This window comes from Mesorhizobium sp. M0998, assembly GCF_040318885.1.
Lineage (GTDB): Bacteria > Pseudomonadota > Alphaproteobacteria > Rhizobiales > Rhizobiaceae > Mesorhizobium.
On the sequence record NZ_JAMYND010000004.1, the window covers coordinates 125,130 to 145,251 of the forward strand.

A 20,122-nucleotide genomic window follows, 5' to 3' on the forward strand; every position below is an offset into this window, starting at 1 on the left:
CTTTCGGTTCGGACCTTCAAAAGAAGGCGTTTCTTGTTGCTTGGATTGGCGAAAGGCGCTTGCCCGCCGCCAATAACAAAACGGCGGCCTTTGCGGGCCGCTGTTCCGTGAGGGCTTATAGGAGAGGACGGCGACTGCGTCAAGGCGCGTGAAATGTCGGCGAGCTATCAAAATCCAGCAAAAACAATGCCTTGGATGAAAGGTATTATTTTACCACACCGTCAATCCGCTTTGGCGGGATCGAATAGGTGCCCGTTGCGTGCGCTACCGTGTGTCCCTCCGGGCCGGCGACGATGTCGATATCGAACACCATCAGGCTCTTGCCGAGCTTGAGGATGCGGCAATGGCCGTCGATCGGCCCGGCCTCGGCCTTGCGGACGAAATTGATGTTGAGACTGGTGGTGACCGAAAGCGCATCCGGTCCGGCATGCGAGAGCACGCAGACATAGCCGCCTATGTCGGCCAGCGTGAACAGCGCCGAACCCGACACGGTGCCGCCGGGACGCAAATGGCGCTCGTCGGCGTTGAGCCGCACGACACAGCCGCCTGGAAACACCTCCAACGCCTCGTAGAAGGTGAACTGGTCGTTGAGCTGCGGGAAAATGGTCGCCATCAGCGCGTTGATTTCGGCAGCCGCCAGCACCGGCTTGAGATTGCTGTGGGCGGGCATTTCAGTCTCCCGGTTTGCGCCCTGCATGTATGAACGCGACGTGGCGTTTCTGGCAACACCCCATTCATTATGGCAGAAGCGGACGAGGGAGTTGGACGAAGCGAGGCGGCATACTAGATTAGTCCATCATCGATCCGGAATCGCAGAGGAATGATCATGGCCGAAATCGTCGCCATCAAGCCTGCCGTTGCCGAAGGGCCGGTCGTCTCCAGGCTGGACAACGGCGTGCTGCGCCTGACGCTCGCCAATCCGCCGGCCAATGCTCTTTCGCTTGCAGTGATGGCGGCGCTGACGGCGGAACTCGACCGCGCCAAGGCCGACAAATCCGTCCGCGTCATCGTCCTCGGGGCGGTCGGCAAGGTGTTCTGCGCCGGACACGACCTCAAGGAGTTGAGCGCGCACCGCGCCGATGCCGATCGCGGCAGGGGCTTCTTCGAAAAGACGTTTTCCGCCTGCGCTTCACTGATGCAGGCGATCGTTCGCCATCCTAAGCCGGTGATCGCCGAAGTCGACGGCCTGGCGACGGCGGCCGGATTGCAGTTGGTCGCCAGCTGCGATCTCGCCATCGCCTCGCACGAGGCGACCTTCTGCACGCCTGGCGTCAATATTGGACTGTTCTGCTCGACGCCGATGGTGGCGCTGTCGCGCAACGTCTCGCGCAAGCACGCCTTGGAAATGCTTTTGACCGGCGAGACGATCGATGCGGCAACCGCCAAGGAATTCGGCTTGGTCAACCGCGTCGTGCCGCGCGAATATCTGAATCAGATTGTCACCAAATACGCGCAAACCATTGCGTCCAAATCCTCTCTGGTCGTCAAGATCGGCAAGGAAGCCTTCTACGAACAGGCAGAAATGGGGCTGGCCGAGGCCTATGATTACACCGGGCGCGTCATGGTCGAGAACATGCTGGCGCGCGATGCGGAAGAGGGCATTGGCGCCTTCATCGGCAAGCGCAAGCCGGAATGGCCGGAGGAGTAGGAGGCGGATATGGAACCGCGCATCTCCATCGTCACCATCGCCACCGACGATCTCGACCGTGCGACGCGCTTCTATGAGGCGATGGGCCTGACCCGCCATGCCGGGATCACCGACGGCGTTGCCTTCTTCCAGATGGGCGGCGCCATTCTTGGCTTGTTTCCGCGCCCAAGCGCCGAAGAGGATTCGGGCGTCAGCTTCTCGAAGGCGCCGTCGGCCGTCTACCTCGCCTACAACACCCGCTCTGACGCCGAGGTCGACGAAGTGCTTGCGGCGGCTGAGAAGGCTGGCGGCAAGATCGTCAAGCCGGCCGGGCGCGCCTTCTGGGGCGGCTGGTACGGCTATTTCGCCGATGCCGACGGGCATGTCTGGGAAGTCGCGCACAATCCGGCCTTTCCGATTGCGGAAGACGGAACGATCTCGCTGCCGGCCTGACGACGTTCTCCCTGGCCCATTGCAAGCCACTTGCTCGGCTGTTGGCACCTCACTCTGAAGCGCTGTATGACGAGGCATGAACCACGACGCCTACGACAACGCCTATATCGCCGGCATCCTCAATTCGGTGAAGACCATCGCCATGGTTGGCGCGTCGGCCAATGACGTGCGGCCGAGCTATTTCGTGCTCAAATATCTGCTCGGCAAAGGGTTTTCGGTGTTCCCGATCAATCCCGGCCAGGCCGGCAAGGAAATCCTCGGGCGGATGACCTATGCCAGGCTGGCCGATGTTCCAGAGCCAATCGACATGGTCGACGTGTTTCGCGCTTCCGCTGCCGTGCCGGGCATTGTCGACGAGGTGTTGCGGCTCGATCCGCTGCCGAAAGTCATCTGGATGCAGCTTGGCATACGCCATGACGAGGCGGCGACGCGCGCAGAGGCTGTCGGCATCAAGGTGGTGATGAACCGTTGCCCCAAGATCGAATATGGCAAGCTGTCCGGCGAGATCGGCTGGACCGGCGTCAATTCCGGCGTCTTGTCCTCGAAGAAGCCGCTGATGCGCCCGGGATTCCAGAGTTTCGGCGTTCGCCAGAAGTAGGTAGTGAATAGAGAATGGTGAATAGAAAGATTTTTCTGGAAGGCCGGCAAGGCGGCATATGAGCCGCTTGCAATCAGGGTGGGGCTGGCCGACTTTGCCATTCACCATTCACCATTCACCATTCACCATTCACCATTCACCGTTCACCATTCACCATTGAGGGAGGTTTTTCGATGGCCCGCACGCCCGGTTTCAATACGCTCGCCGTCCATGCCGGCGCCAAGCCGGATCCGGCGACGGGCGCACGCGCGACGCCGATCTACCAGACCACCTCCTTCGTCTTCGACGATGCCGACCATGCCGCCTCGCTGTTCGGGCTGAAGGCGTTCGGCAACATCTATACCCGCATCATGAACCCGACGCAGGCGGTGCTGGAAGAGCGCATCGCGGCACTCGAAGGCGGCACGGCAGGCCTTGCGGTCGCCTCCGGCCATGCCGCGCAGGTGCTGGTCTTCCACAATCTAATGCAGCCCGGCGACAATTTCGTTTCAGCGACAAAGCTTTACGGCGGCTCGATCAACCAATTCGGCCACGCCTTCAAGAATTTCGGTTGGCAGGTGCGCTGGGCCGACACCAATGACATCTCGACCTTCGAGAGCCAGATCGACGACAGGACCAAGGCAATCTTCATCGAGAGCCTGGCCAATCCCGGCGGCGTCTTCGTCGATATCGAGAAGATCGGCGACATCGCCCGCAAGCACGGCCTGCCGCTGATCGTCGACAACACGCTGGCCTCGCCCTATCTGCTGCGGCCGATCGAGCATGGCGCCGACATCGTCGTGCATTCGCTGACCAAGTTCATCGGCGGTCACGGCAATTCGATCGGCGGCGCCATTGTCGACGGCGGCACGTTCGATTGGTCGAAGTCGGGCAAGTATCCGATGCTGTCGGAGCCGCGCCCCGAATATGGCGGCCTCGTCCTGCACGAGACCTTCGGCAATTTCGCCTTCGCCATCGCTGCTCGCGTGCTCGGCCTGCGCGACATCGGCGCGGCGATTTCGCCGTTCAACGCATTCCTTATCCTGACCGGTCTGGAAACCTTGCCGCTCAGGATGCAGCGCCACTGCGACAATGCGGCGGCGGTCGCCGGATGGCTTTCCAACCATCCCAAGGTCGCCTGGGTTTCCTATCCCGGCCTGCCCAGCGACAAGAACAACGCGTTGCAGAAGAAGTACTCGCCGCTTGGCGCCGGCGCGGTGTTCACATTCGGGCTGAAGGGCGGCTATGCGGCGGGCATCAAGTTCGTCGAGGCGCTCGAACTGTTCTCGCATCTGGCCAATGTCGGCGACACCAAGTCGCTGGTCATCCACCCGGCATCGACCACGCATCGCCAGCTTTCCGACGAGCAGAAGATCAACGCCGGGGCAGGGCCTGACACGGTCAGGCTTTCGGTCGGCATCGAGGACGTCAACGACATCGTCGCCGATCTGGAACAGGCTCTCGCCAAGGTTTGATCGCCATGGCCACGCCGAAATTTCTTTCCGTCGGCGTCGACGCCGTCGAACCGGAACTTGGCGCACCAGCGCCGGATCGCCTGATTTCGGGCGATCCGAAATTCCGCACCTGGAATGTCGAGGAACAGCACGGCGGCCTCTATGCCGGCGTCTGGGAAGCAACGCCAGGCAAATGGCGCATCGAATATGATGAGTGGGAGTTCTGCCACATCCTGTCAGGGGTTTCGGTGATCGCCGAAGACGGCGGCGACGCGCGCACCGTCAGGGCAGGCGACAGTTTCGTGCTCAGGCCGGGCTTTAGAGGAAGCTGGGAAGTGCTTGAAACGACGCGCAAGGAGTATGTGATCAAGCTTTGATCTCGCATCGCGCCGGACTTTACAAAAGGCGATCGATGTCCGTGTCGGAAAATCCGTATCGGCTCATAATGCCGCGGTGCCATGAAACTTTCCCAGCAAATCATGACTGCCTCCGCTTCCGCGCTCCGACTAAGGCTTCATTCAGGGTGAATGTGACCGTCACGTTCGATCCGTTTCCGGCCGCGGGCCGGTGTAGCGGAGAATCCAGAGCCCCTGGTTCTTGTCAGTTATGTAAATGAAGCCGCGCCGGTCCACGACCACGTCCTCGGTCTGAACAACCAGCTTGTCTTCCGGCATAGGGCCGTAGCGTCGGACTGGCTCCGGCGGGATGAAGTAGCCGACCTCGCGCGGAAGCCGAGTATTCGAGACGTCATAGACCCTGAGCCCGGCGTTGAAGTGCGCGATATAGAACAGATCGCCTTGTTTCTGGACATCGGGATGATGCTGGTGGTGGTTGATGTTGTGCGGTCCGCGCCAGCCGCCACGAGTTGTGAAATCCGAATAGGGAGCGCCTTCGGGTGGCACTGGTTCGGGCAACAGCGACAGCAGAAAGGGTTCACTGGAATCGGAAATATCGACGATCGAAGCGTGATGCATCGGACCAAGTCCATAGGTGACGTTCTCCGAATTGGCGAAGGCAATGCCGCGCTCTGGAATCGGCAGCACGCTATGCACACCGAAGCGCGAGTGAAACGGAGGGCTGAAGCTCAGGCCGCCGACCTGCCTCGGCTGGGAGACATCGCTAATATCGAGCACAACGATTCCCGCCGCACCATAAGGCAAATAGACAAGATCGCCAGTGACATAAGGCGGGCCGTGCAGCGAGACATCCTCGCCCGTGCTGGCGCAGAAGGCGCCGCACATGCATTGCGGCTTCAGTCGCAACCGGTAGCGATCGGCGGTCTCCTGGTCGGCGGCGGGCTTCGCAGCCGCAAAGCTCTCGCCGCCGGCCTCGTGCTGGCCCGGCACCCACCAGCGTCCGGCTTCGCGCGGATTCGAGCGATCCGAAATATCGAGGATGACGTAGATGTTGCCCCTGTAACCCGGCATGCCGGCGGCAAGGTGGACATAACGTCCACCGGGATAGAGGTTGCGATGCGTGCCGTTTCCGCCGGTGCGGTAGTGACTGAGTTGTTTCGGATTGATGGGGTCCGCGATATCCCAGATCAGAACGCCTTCGCCGAACGGTGCGTCGGGGTCACCGCCGAAATTAGCAAAGGGCTTTTCGAGGGCGGTCACCATCGTGTCGCCGGACAAATCTATTTGTAGAGTCCAAGTATTCGTGCCGAGATAGGGCACGAACTTGACCGTCTCGGGCTTGGCCGGGTCGGTCACGTCCACGATGCTCCAGCCGGAGTGCCAGAAGTGCCCAGTGTAGAGATACCAACGTTCGCCAACCTGCCTGATCGCCATTTTGAAGGCTGGGCGATGATCGAGATCGGTATAGCCCACAGCTTCGACATTGTGGGCGAAAGCGCCAGGGGGCGCTGGCGACGAAGCTGGAACGGGTTGGGCAAGGGCCTCGCAGACAAGACCGGATTGAGATGTCGCGGCGATCGTCGCGCCGATGAGCGGCACTTTCAGCATCTGGCGGCGTGAAATCTCGGAATTTTTCAAAGCGCGTCTCCCGGATTTTGCAGCTTTCCGGATTTTGCAGATTCCGATACTTTCCGTCCAATATCGTTTGAGCCATGGGTAATTCTATTTGGGAAATTAAAGGCTGAAGATGAACCACAAGCTGATGCAGTCCTTCATGGCCGTCGCCGAAGAGCTGCATTTCGGGCGCGCGGCAGCGCGCTTGCATATCTCACAGCCGCCCCTGACAAAGCAGATCCAGCAACTGGAACAGGCGATGGGTGTGCGCTTGCTGGAGCGCACCAAGCGCAAGGTCGAGCTGACTGCGGCGGGGCGTGTGTTCCTTGATGAGGTTAGGGCCGTGCTTCAGCAGACAGAGCAGGCGGTGGAGCTTGCTCGCAAAGCCGATCGTGGCGAAACCGGCCATCTTGCTGTCGGATTCATCGACGCGGCTATCTACAGCGTGGTGCCTTCTGTCGTCCAACGCTTCACCAAGCGCTATCCCGAGGTCGAGTTGAGCCTGACCGACCTGCGCATTCCCAATCAAGTCAGGGCTGTGGCCGAACGCCAGCTCGATATCGGTTTTGTTCATCCTCCCGTCGTTCACAAGGCATTGAAGGTCGAAAGCATACTGGTCGAACCCCTGATCGTGGCCTTGCCGGAAACGCATCGGCTAGCCTCGGAAGCAGAGGTCGCGCTAGCCGACTTGGCCTCCGAAGCGTTGATTCAGTTCCCGCGCAGCATCAATCCATCCCTCTATGACGAGATCGTCGGGTTGTGCCGTTCATCCGGGTTCAGCCCGAGGATCGTTCGAGAAGCGACGCCGAAGCAGACAATCATCGGACTTGTATCCGTCGGGCTGGGCGTCTCGCTGCTGCCCGCCTGTCTGCAAAATTTGCGCCGGAGCGGCGTCGTTTATCGCCCTATCCAGGGACGAACCTTGTCTATCGACACTTCAATCATCTACCGGCATGAACAACCCTCGCCGGTGCTGAAGGCCTTCCTCGACATCGTCCGCGAGACGACGCAAAAAGATTCAAATCCCGTCTCTCTTCAAGCTTCATGACCGAATTTCTATAGGCATCCGGGATTGTTAGTGTGAGGTCCTGCTTCCGGTAGCTTCATCGTTCGATCAGCGATTATTTGGCACTCGCGGCCTTGAGATGTTACCTATTTGACCGGAATTCGCCGGAGCCGGCTTCGAAGCCTGTCGTCGGAAGCCGTCCTCAGATTCTGACGGCAAGCGTTTCCAGCCCGTGGAAATGATACGTGTCACGGAAGCGCGGCTGTTCGGCCATTTGGAGCCGCGGCAGGCGTTCGAACAAGGTTTTCAGCGACACCTGCAGTTCGAGCCGGGCGAGCGGCGCGCCGATGCAGAAATGGATGCCGGCGCCGAACGACACGTTCTTCTGGTCGGCACGGTCCGGCCTGAAGGCGAGGGGCTCGGCAAACGCAGTAGGGTCGCGATTGGCCATGCCGAGCAGCAGACCGATCGTCTCGCCCGGCTGGACGATGATCCCCGGCCCGGCCTCGGCCTCCTGATAGGCGTAGCGCGTGAACATGTGTAGCGGCGCGTCGAAGCGCAGGCACTCTTCGACCGTCGCGGCTGTTGCTTCCGGTGAGGCGAAGAAGCGGCGCGGGTCGCCGCCTTGCGCAAGGATCGAGCGCACCGCATTGCCGGTCTGGTGGACAGTTGCTTCATGGCCGGCATTGAGCAAAAGGATGGCCGAGGATACCAGCTCGTTCTCCGACAGTTTCTGGCCGTCCTCCTGTGCCGCAATCAGCAGCGACAGAAGATCCTCGCCCGGCCTCTTTCGCCGCTCGGCGACGTAGCCGCGCAGAAAATCGGAAAAGTCGCGCGCGGCGCGATTGGCCGTGTCCTCCGTCTCGCGGGTGCGGCCATGCATGTACATGGCGACCATCCGATGCGACCAGTCGAGCAGCTGCGGCCCCATGTCGACCGGCACGCCGAGCATTTCCGCAATGATGGTGATCGGCAAGGGAGCTGCGAATGCCGGCAGCAGGTCGACTCCTCCTGGTTCGAAACGGTCGATCAGTTCGTTGGCCAGCGCCTCGACACGTGGCCTGAGCCGCTCGACCTGGCGCGAGACGAAGGCGCGGTTGACCAGCGTTCTGAGCCGTGTGTGGACAGGCGGCTCCAGCTCCAGCATCGAATTGGCCTCGATGCCGTCGAACGCGCTGAGGTGCGTGCGGTCCTGACCGATGCCTCGGCTGTCCGGAATGCCGGCCGGGTTCTGCCGGCCGAAGCGGCGATCGCGCAGCAGCCGGTTGACGTCGTCGAAGCCGCCAAAGCACCAGAAACCAAACTCCTCCCAGAAGAAGGCGTTCGATGCGCCATGCAGGAAGGCGTAGGCTTCGTACGGATTCTGGAAGAACGCCGGCTCGTGCGGATCGAGCCGCAGGCGACGCGTGGCTGGATCAAAAGCAAGGTAGGGCGGCTTCAATTCGGTCATGCCAGATCATTAGCGCGGCTTGCCAGTCTGGTGCCAGACCGTATGTTGGCCCTCCAGTGAGGTGAGCCGCCGAAGCGGTTGCGGAAGGACGGTTTTCATGAATGTGATCGTGGTCGGTGCAGGCATTGCCGGGCTATCCACGGCGTGGTCACTGGTCAGGGCCGGGCACCTCGTCTCGATCGTCGAGCAGGGACCGATCCCCAATCCGCTCGCCGCCTCGGGCGATCATCACCGCATCATCCGCCGCGCCTACCGGGCCGGAACGGGCTACGGCCGGCTGATCACCGAAGCCTATGAAGCCTGGGATGAGATGTGGGCCGATCTCGGCGAAAGCCATCTCGATCCGCGCGGCTTCATCTGCATTTCGCGCCAGCCGGGAGATGAGGCCGAGGAATACCGAGAAGGCATGGAAGCCGGGAACTACCCGTTCGAATTGTTCGAGCCGGATGCCGCGGTCGAACGCTGGCCGTTCCTGGAACCTGGTTCATTCCGCTATGCGTATTTTTCGCCGGACGGCGGCGCGCTGCACTGCCGCAAGATCGCCGCCGGCCTCGCCAGGTGGCTGCGCGCGAACGGCGCCAATGTCTACGAGAACAGCAAGGTGGTCGAGATCGACGCCGAGGCCGGGCATATCGTGCTGGCAGGCGGCGAAACGATGCAGGCCGACCGGATCGTCGTCGCTGCCGGCGCCTGGGTGCTGAAACTGTTCCAGGAGCTGGACGGCGAGCTGAAAACCTGGCGCACCGCGCTCGCCTATGTCGAACCGCCGGCGGATCTGCAGGCAGCCTGGCAGGCAGCGCCGGTTGTCCTCGACATTGGCGGCACTGTCGACGGCTACGCAATCCCGCCGACAGGCGGCGCCGGCATGAAATTCGGCTCGGGCCTGCACAGGGTGCCGACCAGCGATGCCGACTGGAACCGTCAGCCGGTGCCGGGCGAGGGTGAGGCGATCCGCAACCTGTTTTCGCCGCCGCTTGCCCGTATCGAGGAGTATAAGGTCACCGAGGTGGTCACCTGCGCCTACACATTCACCGCCGACGAGAAGTTCCTGGCCCACCGGAAAGGCAGATGCCTGATCGTCTCGGCCTGCTCCGGCCACGGCTACAAGTTCGGCGCGGCGGTCGGCAGAAGGGTTGCGGCCTGCGTCGGCAGTGGCGATGTCGGCGGCCTGAAGAAATGGCTCAGGGCGGAGGTGGCCTGAGCGCTAATACTGGCAATGCCTCGGAATATGCACGCGGCGCCAGCTGGATGAGCCCTCCCTGACCACCACGCGGCGGGCCACTGTCTGATAAGACGCCGGAATGTCGATGATGCGCCGTTGCTCCGGCCGCACCAGAACCTCTTCGGCGACGCTCTCGTATTCGGCGGGGAGGACAACGCGCCGCCGGCGTTCCGGCTCAACCACGACGATCTCGGCCACCCGTTCATAGCGCGCCTTGTGCCTGACCTTGCACAGCACCTGGCGGCCATCGATGATGCGCCATTCCCAGGAATAGCCGCCGTCATCGACCCTCACGGACCGGTAGATGGTGCGGGTGATGGCGGGCACGATCTCGTAGCTGACGCGCGCCGGCGCGATCTGCACCACGCGCTCGCGCGTCCCGTAGATCGGCGCTTCATACTGCACCTGCTGGCCGGCTGGGCTGACGAGCACGTCCTCGTAGACCGTGTCGTAGAAGGCCGGCCGATTGACCTGCTCGTAGCATTCGACCGCGCGTCCGCCGGCCGCCGTTTCCGACATTGTGCCGAGCATGGTCAGGCCGGCAATGGCGAAGGAAGAAGCTTTCCTGGTCATGGAACTCCCCCTGTTTGAACCGCATGAAGCGGGTTCAACGTTGAACTGTAGGGAAAGCCATGTCGTGGAAAAGGCGATTCATCAAACTTCGTTAATTCGACTACCTGAGTCCGACAGACAAATTCTTGCTGCCAATTAAGCATCCGCTAACAATCAACGAATAACATTTGACGTATTCGAGTTGATTGACTTGGTCGCTGGTCAGGAACGTCGTGGGGGGACGTAGCTGGCCATCCGGTGTCGCATGCGATCCCGCGTTTTCCGCATATCTCGTCCTGCAATAATCCTTTCAGTAAATGTGACGTTGCCCTTGGATCCTCCACCCAGGCTGCAAGTCGTACCTGTGGCGGCGTTCCTTTGCGAGCGCCGGGCAAATGGAGGCCGACATGCCCGCAGAACTTGTTCCGAAATCCGTTGTGCAACTGCCGGCACCGACGGCTTCCACCGCAAGCCATGAACTCACCGACCTTTGCCTGGCACTCTGGGCCAGAATGGGATTGTCCTGGAAGCCTGCCGTCGAATGGTTCCCACGCGTGGTCGTTCTGCATTCGGCGATCTACCGCACGATGTTCGACTCCTCGTCGGAAGGGGACATCGATGCCGTTCTTCTGGCCGATGAGCGGCGTAACTCGCCGCTGGACAACCTGCGTGACCACATTCCGCTGGCGATGGTGCCTGTCATCGATCTGGGCGGCCGTGCCGGCCGGTTCGCGGATGTACATTTCGATCTGATGCAGCAAACGACTTGGGCGGAGACGGCAAAATGCATTCTCGATTTTCGCCGCCGCCGCGAACAGCTTGCCGCGCACATCCGTTCGACAAATACGCCCGAAACGCGCTTTCTTGCGCATGCCTTCGTCGCCGGCAGAAGCATCGAAGCCAAGCGCTATCCGATGACGTCGGCCTCCATAAGCTATCCGGGCTTTCCGTCGGCGGCCAAGACGATCCCGATCGCCGAAGATCTCTCCCATCGCGGACTTCTGCTTAAGACCTTCTTCGACCGCGTGCATGAGTGCGGCGCCTGCGGGTCGCGGCGGCTTACCGTTCGCGAGGAATGTCCCTCCTGCCGTTCGGCCGATATGTTCGAGGCCGAGCTTATTCATCATTATCGTTGCGCGGCTCTTCGTCCTGAAGGCGATTTTCGGCAGGGAAGCGCACTGGTCTGCCCCAAATGCAGCCAGCAATTGCGTCACTATGGAAAGGACTATGACAAGCCCGGCCACTCGCAAATCTGCAGGAGGTGCAAGGATTCGACATCGGAGCCGGCTGTTGGATTCGTCTGCCAGGATTGTGATGCGCGGGCTGATGGCGACAGCGTTAAACGTATCGACTTTTTTTCCTACGCACTCACGGATCAGGCGCTGTCTCTGCTCACCAGTCCGGAGAAAAAGCTGCCAACGTCCTTGTTGGGGTTGCCGCCATCCCTGGTTCAGGAACTCGACCGCGCACGCATGACCGGAGCGAAGGGCCCGCCGTTGGCGGTCACGGAATTGCGTTACGGAGCACGAGATTCGCTCATAAAATCAAAGGGCCAGGACGTGTTTGAGAAACTGCGCCGTCTCTTCATCGAAAACCTGAGCAATTACCTTGCGGAGACAGGATCGGTGCACAAAGGCGCCGCCGCCGACTATTTCATCATGACGGCGAAGGGCGACGAGACATTGTCGGAGCAGATATCGGCAATGCTTTCAATCTGCGAGGCGTCTTTGGGCGAAAAGCTTGACCCTCGCCCTCGGGTGGCGACCAAAACGGGGCAAGCCTCGCGTTGAATGATCTCGAACTCGGATTTGCATTCCTGCTAGCTCAATCGACGGCGAGCCTGGCCTCCGTTTTCTGGTACACGCTGGTCTTTGAGTTCCCCCGTTACATCATTCCGTTCGTCGCGGCCGCTGTGACCATGCGTTCGCGTGATGCCGCGGGTTCGATTGAGCATGAGCGACCATTACGGCCCAATGTAAGCATCATTCTGGTTGGCCATAATGAGGCTGAGTCCATCGAAACCTGCGTCCGCTCGTTGCGGGAACAGTCTTTCAATGACTTCGAAGTTGTCATTGTCAGTGATGGTTCGACCGATCGGATGAGCAGGGTCTCGCAAGCTCTGGTCAAGAGAGGTTATGCCTCGCGCATCATTTCGACGGATCTGCGGGGCGGCAAGGCGAGCGGGATCAATCTGGCGTGCCGCGTAGCCAAAGGCGACATACTGATCAATGTCGATTGCGACTGTTCGTTTGATCGGTACGCGATCGAAAATATTCTCGGCCCCTTTTCGGATCCAGCGGTTGGAGCGGCATGCGGCGATATTGCACCGCGCAACGGCCACGCGAGTATCGTCGCCCAGTTTCAGGAGATCGAATATTTACAGTCGATTTCGGTCGGAAAGCGTATTGCTGGAGCTCTCGATCAGGTCGTTTGCATTTCGGGAGCGTTCAGCGCCTTCAGGCGCAAAGCCCTTTTGGGGGTTGGGGGATTCGACGTAGGCGGTGGCGAGGATCTGGATGTCACGCTGAGATTGCGGCGGGCGGGCTGGCGCATGGCCTATGTCCCGGATGCGATCTGCTATACGGACGTCCCGATAACCGCATACCAATATATCCGCCAGCGATTGCGCTGGGAGCGCGATGCCATTTGGCTACGCTTTCGCAAACACTACCGCCTGTTTCGTGTCTCGGACTCGGGTTTCCGGCTTCCGGAGGCCCTACACCAATGGGATTTCCTCCTTTTCAACGTCGTTGGTGCAGCGATATTCCCGCTCTATCTCGTCTGGCTTGCCCTCCAGTACGGCTCTTTCACGCCCGCGATCCTCATCGGCATGCAGTGCGGTCTCCTGGTTCTCGACGTGTTTGTGCTGGCGCTGGCCAGTTGGACCACCGAGCGGCGGGGGTTCTGGCGAAGCATATGGTTCCTGCCCGGCTACTCCCTGTTCATGACCTATGTGATGAGACCCGTTCGATTGATCGCCTATATCGATGAATGGGTGTTCTCAGGTTCACATCGCGACAACTACACGCCGATCAAAGTTCGGCTAGAGCGGCCCTGGTAGAGAACGAGCTTCAGATGAAATACATTCGAAAACACGTCCGAGTGGACAATCTGGGAAAACAGCAGCGCGCGAGTGTGGGAAGTTGGGGTCGCATGGTTTACCTCGCTCTCCTCGGTTTGTTTTCCTCTTCGATCGTCTACTACCTCATTGGTGATGCGGTCGTCTTGTCAGCGGACGGTATTGTCCTGAAGGATCGGTATGCCGTCGATGCCGCCTATCCGGCCAAGGTAACGCATGTCTTTGTCAAGGCGGGAGACCAGGTCGAGCCCGGTACATTGCTCGTCGAGCTTGAATCGTTCGACATGGTCAAGGAGCTCGCGGAGCTGCTGTTGCGACAGGGTGAACTCGCCGTTCGCGAGGGCCAGCTCCACAGCCGACACGAAGCGATACAGTCCGTGATGCTGCTGGCCGAGCGGACAGCGCGTGAAACCAGGACGACACTTGCTAGAATCGACACCATCGTCACGGCAGGCATCGTCTCGACTTCGACGAAGGACGAAGCCGTTCGTGGCAGCTTCCAGGCCGCCGAACATCTGGCTGATCTGACCGGTCAATTGCAAGCGACCAAATCCGAACTCGCCCTGGTGGCGCAATTCCGTGCGAGATCGGGCGAGGCTATGGATAAGGTAAAGGCCATGTATGACGGCGGAAACATCCGCTCGGTCACGGAGGGGGTCGTTGGCGCGAAGGTGCCGGTCCCTGGCCAGGTGCTGCGGTTCGGCGATCCGCTTCTACAGATCGACGGCGGCAAGTCCTACGTCCTCGCCTATCTGCCGGACAACTATCTGTTTTCGCTGCGCGAAGGAATGGCGGTCGACGTGGGTAACGGAACCGAGCGTGCAAGAGGAACAGTCGAAAAGATTCTGTCGGTCGCCGACGCGTTGCCGGACGAGTTTCAGAACATGTTCCGGCCCCGCGACAGGTCAAGGCTGATCCGTATCGCACTCGATGAGTCGAATTCCTTCGCGGTCTCGCAAAAAGTATCAGTGAGTGGTTGCGCGTTCGGCTTCTGTTGGGCCAGGTAATGCCTGCTTAATCCTGCGGAGGCAGCTACTTAGCCGTCCCGGGAACGCAGTCAATCTTCCTCGCCCGATACGACGTTCCAGGCCCTTCGCGTTGCGAGCAACGCCAGTGCCACCATGGCCGCGCGAAACCGCGGGATCAAAGAGGTGAAGTCAATCCACCAGGATCCGTGCCGCGTCCTCCGGGCACCGTCCGGCAAGCTTGATTCGTTTTAACCAAGTGGCTAGGAGAGGCGGCCTTGCGCTAGGGTGAGCCGGCATCCTATTTACACAATAACGATCCAGAACCGATTCTGCCCGATTGCAAATCTCCGGCGCCGGAATCCCATCCTCAAAAAGGGATAGTCCATGAAGAACCCCGTCGAAACCTACATGAACCTCGTTCCGATGGTGGTCGAACAGACCAATCGCGGCGAGCGGGCCTACGACATTTTCTCGCGGCTCCTCAAGGAGCGCATCATTTTCATCACCGGCCCGGTCGAGGATGGCATGGCGACGCTGGTCTGCGCGCAGCTGCTGTTCCTCGAGGCGGAGAATCCGAAGAAGGAAATCAACCTCTATATCAACTCGCCCGGCGGCGTCGTCACCTCCGGCATGGCGATCTACGACACCATGCAGTTCATCAAGCCTGCGGTGTCGACGCTCTGCATCGGTCAGGCCGCCTCGATGGGCTCGCTGCTCTTGACGGCGGGCCACAAGGATATGCGCTTTGCCACGCCGAACGCCCGCATCATGGTCCACCAGCCTTCCGGCGGCTTCCAGGGCCAGGCTTCCGACATCGAGCGCCATGCCCAGGACATCATCAAGCTGAAGCGCCGCCTCAACGAGGTCTACGTCAAGCACACCGGCAAGAGTTATGATGAGATTGAAAAAACGCTCGACCGTGACCATTTCATGACTGCCGACGAGGCCAGGGATTTCGGCCTCATCGACAAGGTCATTTCGTCACGTGAGCCGGTCGAAGGTATTGCCTTATAGGCCCGCGGTGGCCCCGCGGTGGCAATGAGTGGCGGGATCACGCGCTTTTGGCGCAGCTTGCGGCATTTCGGCCACAATTGGCTGTTCCCTCGACGGGTGCAATTGCCTACGTTAAGGCTATGTTGATTTTCGACGGCTTAGCTTTGCGTGGGGTTGTTCGAATCATTGCCCCGTTTTCCGATTTGTGTTTCGTACGGAATGCGTTGCGGGAGCCGGGGCACTGGCGGCGGCGGATTCCCGCGATAGATTGAATATGCGCCCTTTCAACCAGACCATCGGCGGGCGGCCATGAAAGGACATGAAAATGAGCAAGGTCGGCAACAACAGCGGTGATTCCAAGAACACGCTTTATTGCTCGTTTTGCGGCAAAAGCCAGCACGAAGTGCGCAAGCTGATCGCCGGGCCGACGGTGTTCATCTGCGACGAATGCGTCGAACTGTGCATGGACATCATCCGCGAGGAGAACAAGACCTCGATGGTGAAGTCGCGCGAGGGCGTGCCGACCCCGCAGGAAATCCTCAAGGTTCTCGACGACTACGTCATCGGCCAGCCTTACGCCAAGCGCGTGCTGTCGGTGGCCGTCCACAACCACTACAAGCGCCTCGCCCATGCCGGCAAGAACAACGACGTCGAGCTGGCGAAGTCGAACATCCTGCTGATCGGCCCGACCGGCTGCGGCAAGACGTTGCTGGCGCAGACGCTGGCCCGCATCATCGACGTCCCCTTCACCATGGCCGACGCGACGACGTTGACCGAGGCCGGCTATGTTGGCGAGGACGTCGAGAACATCATCCTGAAGCTGTTGCAGTCGGCCGATTACAATGTCGAGCGCGCCCAGCGCGGCATCGTCTATATCGACGAGATCGACAAGATCTCGCGCAAGTCGGACAATCCCTCGATCACCCGCGACGTGTCGGGCGAGGGCGTGCAGCAGGCACTTTTGAAGATTATGGAAGGCACCGTCGCCTCCGTGCCGCCGCAGGGCGGCAGGAAGCATCCGCAGCAGGAATTCCTGCAGGTCGACACCGCCAACATCCTGTTCATCTGCGGCGGCGCTTTCGCCGGCCTGGACAAGATCATCTCGGATCGCGGCAGGAAGACCTCGATCGGATTCGGCGCCATCGTCGCTTCGCCCGAGGATCGCCGCACCGGCGATGTTTTCCGCCTGGTCGAGCCTGAGGATCTGTTGAAGTTCGGCCTCATTCCCGAGTTCGTCGGCCGTCTGCCTGTCCTGGCGACGCTGGAGGATCTCGACGAGCCGGCGCTGATCCAGATCCTGACCGAACCGAAGAACGCGCTGGTCAAGCAGTATCAGCGGCTGTTCGAGATGGAGAATGTCGACCTGACCTTCCATGAGAACGCGCTGTCGGCGATCGCCAAGCGCGCCATCGAGCGCAAGACCGGCGCACGCGGCCTGCGTTCGATCATGGAAGCGATCCTGCTCGACACCATGTTCGAGCTGCCGGCACTGGAAGGCGTGCGCGAAGTGGTTATTTCGGAAGAGGTGGTGTCAGGCAACGCCAGGCCGCTCTACATCTATTCCGAGCAGAAGGAAAAGAAGGGCAACGTCAGCGCCTGACGTGAGCCGGCAATGGATTTTTCTGAAACGGCGCCGCAGGGCGCCGTTTTGCTGTCGCACACCGCGTACGGCGCCGCGTAATGGCTGCGGATTGGAGGGACGGACCGTGTTGACCCTTGATCTTTACCCCCTGTGCCTCCAACTAAAGGCGGAAGGCCGTGGTGCCGAATTCTGTGCTGTAAAACTCCCGTCACAAACGGTGGTAGGCGGAACGATCCCCGGTCGTTAATATGAGATTCGCGGTTGGCCGATTGGCGGCCGCGACATGAAAGGTTGGACAATGGCCAAATTATCCAAGGCTCCCAGCGACGGCGTCTTCGCAGTCCTCCCACTGCGCGACATCGTGGTGTTCCCGCACATGATCGTTCCGCTCTTCGTCGGGCGTGAAAAGTCGATCAAGGCGCTGGAAGAAGTGATGGGTCAGGAAAAGCAGATCCTGCTCGCGACCCAGATGAATGCCGCCGACGACGATCCGGAGCCCGATGCCATCTTTGACATCGGCACGCTCGCCAATGTGCTGCAATTGCTGAAACTGCCGGACGGCACCGTGAAGGTGCTGGTCGAAGGTGCCTCGCGCGCGAAAATCGTCGCGTTCACCGACCGTCCCGACTTCCATGAGGCCCGTGCTGCTGCGCTGGTCGAACCGGAGGAGGAAGAGGTCGAGGTCGAGGCGCTGGCACGTTCCGTGGTCACCGACTTCGAGAACTACGTCAAGCTGAACAAGAAGATCTCGCCCGAAGTGGTGGGTGCCGCCAGCCAGATCGACGACTATTCCAAGCTCGCCGACACGGTCGCTTCGCACCTTGCCATCAAGATCCCCGAGAAGCAGGAGATGCTCGCCACGCTGTCCGTCAAGGAACGGCTGGAAAAGGCGATGGGCTTCATGGAAGCCGAAATCTCGGTGCTCCAGGTGGAGAAGCGCATCCGCTCGCGCGTCAAGCGCCAGATGGAGAAGACGCAGCGCGAATACTACCTCAACGAGCAGATGAAGGCGATCCAGAAGGAGCTCGGCGAGGGCGAGGACGGCCGCGACGAGGCCGCCGAGATCGAGGCGCGCATCAAGAAGACCAAGCTCTCCAAGGAGGCCCGCGAAAAGGCGGAAGCCGAGCTGAAGAAGCTGCGGACGATGTCGCCGATGTCGGCTGAATCGACCGTCGTGCGCAACTATCTCGACTGGCTGCTGTCGATCCCGTGGGGCAGGAACTCCAAGGTCAAGCAGGACCTGGCCTTTGCCCAGAATGTGCTCGATACCGATCATTTCGGCCTCGACAAGGTCAAGGACCGCATCGTCGAATACCTCGCTGTGCAGAGCCGCCAGAAGAAGCTGAAGGGGCCGATCCTGTGCCTCGTCGGACCTCCCGGCGTGGGCAAGACCTCGCTCGGCAAGTCGATCGCCAAGGCGACCGGCCGTGAGTTCATCCGCATGGCGCTGGGCGGCGTGCGCGACGAGGCCGAGATCCGTGGTCACCGCCGCACCTACATCGGCTCGATGCCCGGCAAGGTCATCCAGTCGATGAAGAAGGCGAAGAAATCCAACCCGCTCTTCCTGCTCGACGAGATCGACAAGATGGGCCAGGATTTCCGCGGCGATCCGTCATCGGCTTTGCTCGAGGTGCTCGATCCCGAGCAGAACTCGACGTTCATGGACCATTACCTCGAGGTCGAATACGACCTGTCGAGCGTGATGTTCGTGACGACGGCGAACACGCTGAACATCCCTGCGCCCTTGATGGACCGCATGGAGATCATCCGCATCGCCGGCTACACCGAGGACGAGAAGATCGAGATCGCCAAGCGTCACCTGATGCCCAAGGTGATCCGCGACCACGCGTTGCAGCCGAAGGAGTTCTCCGTCGGCGAGGACGCGATCCGCGGCATCATCCAGACCTACACCCGTGAAGCGGGCGTCAGGAGCCTGGAGCGCGAGTTGATGAAGCTCGGGCGCAAGGCGGTGACCGAGATCCTGAAGACGAAGAAGAAGACGATCAACATCACGGCGGACAATCTTGCCGATTACCTTGGTGTTCCGCGCTTCCGCTTCGGCCAGGTCGAGAGCGACGATCAGGTCGGCGTGGTCACCGGGCTCGCCTGGACGGAAGTCGGCGGCGAGCTGTTGACGGTGGAAGGTGTCATGATGCCCGGCAAGGGCCGCATGACCGTGACCGGCAATCTGCGCGACGTGATGAAGGAATCGATTTCGGCGGCGGCGTCCTATGTCCGCTCGCGGGCCATCGATTTCGGCGTCGAGCCGCCACTGTTCGACAAGCGCGATATCCACGTCCACGTGCCGGAGGGTGCAACCCCGAAGGACGGACCGTCGGCTGGCGTGGCGATGGCGACGGCGATCGTCTCGGTGCTGACCGGTATCCCGGTCAGGGCCGATGTGGCGATGACTGGCGAGATCACGCTGCGCGGCAGGGTGCTGCCGATCGGCGGCCTTAAGGAAAAGCTGCTTGCCGCACTCCGCGGCGGCATCAAGAAGGTGCTGATTCCGGAAGAGAACGCCAAGGATCTGGCGGAGATTCCGGAGAACGTGAAGAGCGGCATGGAGATCATTCCGGTCTCACGGGTTGGCGAAGTGTTGCGCCATGCGCTGGTGCGCATGCCGGAACCGATCCAGTGGGTCGAACCCGTCAATGCGCCGGCCGTGGTCGATGTCGGAGACGAGGCTGGTAAATCGCTGGCGCATTAGTGCTTGCTAAAGTTGCAATGCACAAAGAGAGAGCCGGGCCTTGAGCCCGGCTTTTTTCATGTGAAGAACCGCGGATTTCCGGGCTTTTTTCGACTTTCCCGGCGCTTTTCGACTTGGTTGCCGGAGCGCTTCTTTCTAAAGTCCGTTTCCTGCCGGATGAGTCGAGTGTTCCGGTTTTCTCATGGAAGGGAATTTTTATGAACAAGAACGAACTGGTGTCCGCTGTCGCCGATGCCGCGAGTATTTCGAAGGGTGACGCGCAGTCGGCGGTTGATGCGGTGTTTTCCGTGATCACCGGCGAACTGAAAAAGGGCGGCGATGTCCGGCTTGTCGGCTTCGGAAATTTCACCGTGTCAAAACGCGCCGCGTCGACCGGCCGCAATCCGCAGACCGGTGCGGAAGTGAAGATCCCGGCGCGCACCGTGCCGAAGTTCTCGGCCGGCAAGGGCCTCAAGGACGCGGTCAACTAGGCGCCTCCT

General features: G+C 60.7%; 19 protein-coding genes. 15 read left to right on the forward strand and 4 right to left on the reverse strand.

Annotated features, from left to right (window positions below):
* Positions 1-205: 205 nt before the first annotated feature.
* On the reverse strand, positions 206-670 hold the full coding sequence (locus NKH59_RS05410) for a PaaI family thioesterase (RefSeq protein ID WP_352542427.1): 465 nt from the start codon (positions 668-670) through the stop codon (positions 206-208).
* A gap of 156 nt (positions 671-826) precedes the next feature.
* On the opposite strand from NKH59_RS05410, the gene NKH59_RS05415 reads away from it, so the two are divergent.
* The 5 genes from NKH59_RS05415 (at position 827) to NKH59_RS05435 (ending at position 4,488) form a co-directional block, all read left to right on the forward strand.
* Positions 827-1,648, forward strand: a complete 822-nt coding sequence (locus NKH59_RS05415; RefSeq protein WP_352833301.1) for an enoyl-CoA hydratase — start codon at positions 827-829, stop codon at positions 1,646-1,648.
* 9 nt (positions 1,649-1,657) lie between these two features.
* Positions 1,658-2,080, forward strand: coding sequence for a VOC family protein (locus NKH59_RS05420; protein ID WP_352542617.1), 423 nt, complete (start codon positions 1,658-1,660; stop codon positions 2,078-2,080).
* Positions 2,081-2,156: 76 nt separating this feature from the next.
* Positions 2,157-2,678, forward strand: a complete 522-nt coding sequence (locus NKH59_RS05425) for a CoA-binding protein (RefSeq protein WP_352471975.1) — start codon at positions 2,157-2,159, stop codon at positions 2,676-2,678.
* Positions 2,679-2,851: 173 nt separating this feature from the next.
* The gene (locus NKH59_RS05430; RefSeq protein ID WP_023674650.1) at positions 2,852-4,132 is read left to right on the forward strand and encodes an O-acetylhomoserine aminocarboxypropyltransferase; all 1,281 of its coding nucleotides are present in this window, start codon (positions 2,852-2,854) and stop codon (positions 4,130-4,132) included.
* Between the two features lie 5 nt (positions 4,133-4,137).
* Entirely contained in the window at positions 4,138-4,488 is a 351-nt protein-coding gene (locus NKH59_RS05435) for a cupin domain-containing protein (RefSeq protein WP_352471974.1), read from the forward strand.
* A gap of 159 nt (positions 4,489-4,647) precedes the next feature.
* On the opposite strand, the gene NKH59_RS05440 is transcribed toward NKH59_RS05435, so the two are convergent.
* Positions 4,648-5,901 (reverse strand): LVIVD repeat-containing protein, encoded by a 1,254-nt coding sequence (locus NKH59_RS05440; RefSeq protein ID WP_352471973.1) that lies wholly within the window; start codon positions 5,899-5,901, stop codon positions 4,648-4,650.
* 15 nt (positions 5,902-5,916) lie between these two features.
* Between NKH59_RS05440 and NKH59_RS05445 the strand changes: the two genes are divergently transcribed.
* Both NKH59_RS05445 and NKH59_RS05450 read left to right on the forward strand, forming a co-directional pair.
* Positions 5,917-6,087 (forward strand): hypothetical protein, encoded by a 171-nt coding sequence (locus tag NKH59_RS05445; protein ID WP_352471972.1) that lies wholly within the window; start codon positions 5,917-5,919, stop codon positions 6,085-6,087.
* Positions 6,088-6,214: 127 nt separating this feature from the next.
* Positions 6,215-7,129 carry a LysR family transcriptional regulator gene (locus NKH59_RS05450; RefSeq protein WP_352471971.1) on the forward strand — a complete coding sequence of 305 codons (915 nt, stop codon included), beginning with the start codon at positions 6,215-6,217 and terminating at the stop codon, positions 7,127-7,129.
* A gap of 160 nt (positions 7,130-7,289) precedes the next feature.
* Here NKH59_RS05450 and NKH59_RS05455 read toward each other — a convergent pair whose 3' ends face one another.
* Positions 7,290-8,537 (reverse strand): cytochrome P450, encoded by a 1,248-nt coding sequence (locus NKH59_RS05455; protein ID WP_352614131.1) that lies wholly within the window; start codon positions 8,535-8,537, stop codon positions 7,290-7,292.
* Positions 8,538-8,634: 97 nt separating this feature from the next.
* Between NKH59_RS05455 and NKH59_RS05460 the strand changes: the two genes are divergently transcribed.
* Positions 8,635-9,738: an NAD(P)/FAD-dependent oxidoreductase gene (locus NKH59_RS05460; RefSeq protein ID WP_353021216.1), complete on the forward strand. Its 1,104-nt coding sequence runs from the start codon at positions 8,635-8,637 to the stop codon at positions 9,736-9,738.
* Between the two features lie 3 nt (positions 9,739-9,741).
* Here NKH59_RS05460 and NKH59_RS05465 read toward each other — a convergent pair whose 3' ends face one another.
* Entirely contained in the window at positions 9,742-10,332 is a 591-nt protein-coding gene (locus tag NKH59_RS05465; RefSeq protein WP_352918817.1) for a hypothetical protein, read from the reverse strand.
* A gap of 374 nt (positions 10,333-10,706) precedes the next feature.
* On the opposite strand from NKH59_RS05465, the gene NKH59_RS05470 reads away from it, so the two are divergent.
* From NKH59_RS05470 to NKH59_RS05500, 7 genes are all read left to right on the forward strand, one after another.
* Positions 10,707-12,101, forward strand: a complete 1,395-nt coding sequence (locus NKH59_RS05470; protein WP_352970408.1) for a TackOD1 domain-containing metal-binding protein — start codon at positions 10,707-10,709, stop codon at positions 12,099-12,101.
* Positions 12,098-13,372, forward strand: a complete 1,275-nt coding sequence (locus NKH59_RS05475) for a glycosyltransferase family 2 protein (RefSeq protein WP_353021218.1) — start codon at positions 12,098-12,100, stop codon at positions 13,370-13,372. Before NKH59_RS05470 ends, NKH59_RS05475 begins: the two co-directional genes overlap by 4 nt.
* 41 nt (positions 13,373-13,413) lie before the next feature.
* Positions 13,414-14,397: an HlyD family secretion protein gene (locus NKH59_RS05480; RefSeq protein ID WP_353021220.1), complete on the forward strand. Its 984-nt coding sequence runs from the start codon at positions 13,414-13,416 to the stop codon at positions 14,395-14,397.
* Between the two features lie 345 nt (positions 14,398-14,742).
* Positions 14,743-15,372 carry an ATP-dependent Clp protease proteolytic subunit gene (locus tag NKH59_RS05485; protein WP_023674655.1) on the forward strand — a complete coding sequence of 210 codons (630 nt, stop codon included), beginning with the start codon at positions 14,743-14,745 and terminating at the stop codon, positions 15,370-15,372.
* Between the two features lie 304 nt (positions 15,373-15,676).
* Positions 15,677-16,951, forward strand: coding sequence for an ATP-dependent Clp protease ATP-binding subunit ClpX (gene clpX, locus NKH59_RS05490; protein WP_006332719.1), 1,275 nt, complete (start codon positions 15,677-15,679; stop codon positions 16,949-16,951).
* A 280-nt stretch (positions 16,952-17,231) separates the two neighbouring features.
* Complete coding sequence (gene lon / locus NKH59_RS05495) at positions 17,232-19,643, forward strand: endopeptidase La (protein WP_352501552.1); 2,412 nt, start codon at positions 17,232-17,234, stop codon at positions 19,641-19,643.
* A gap of 197 nt (positions 19,644-19,840) precedes the next feature.
* Positions 19,841-20,113, forward strand: a complete 273-nt coding sequence (locus NKH59_RS05500) for an HU family DNA-binding protein (RefSeq protein WP_006201846.1) — start codon at positions 19,841-19,843, stop codon at positions 20,111-20,113.
* The last annotated feature ends 9 nt before the right edge of the window (positions 20,114-20,122 follow it).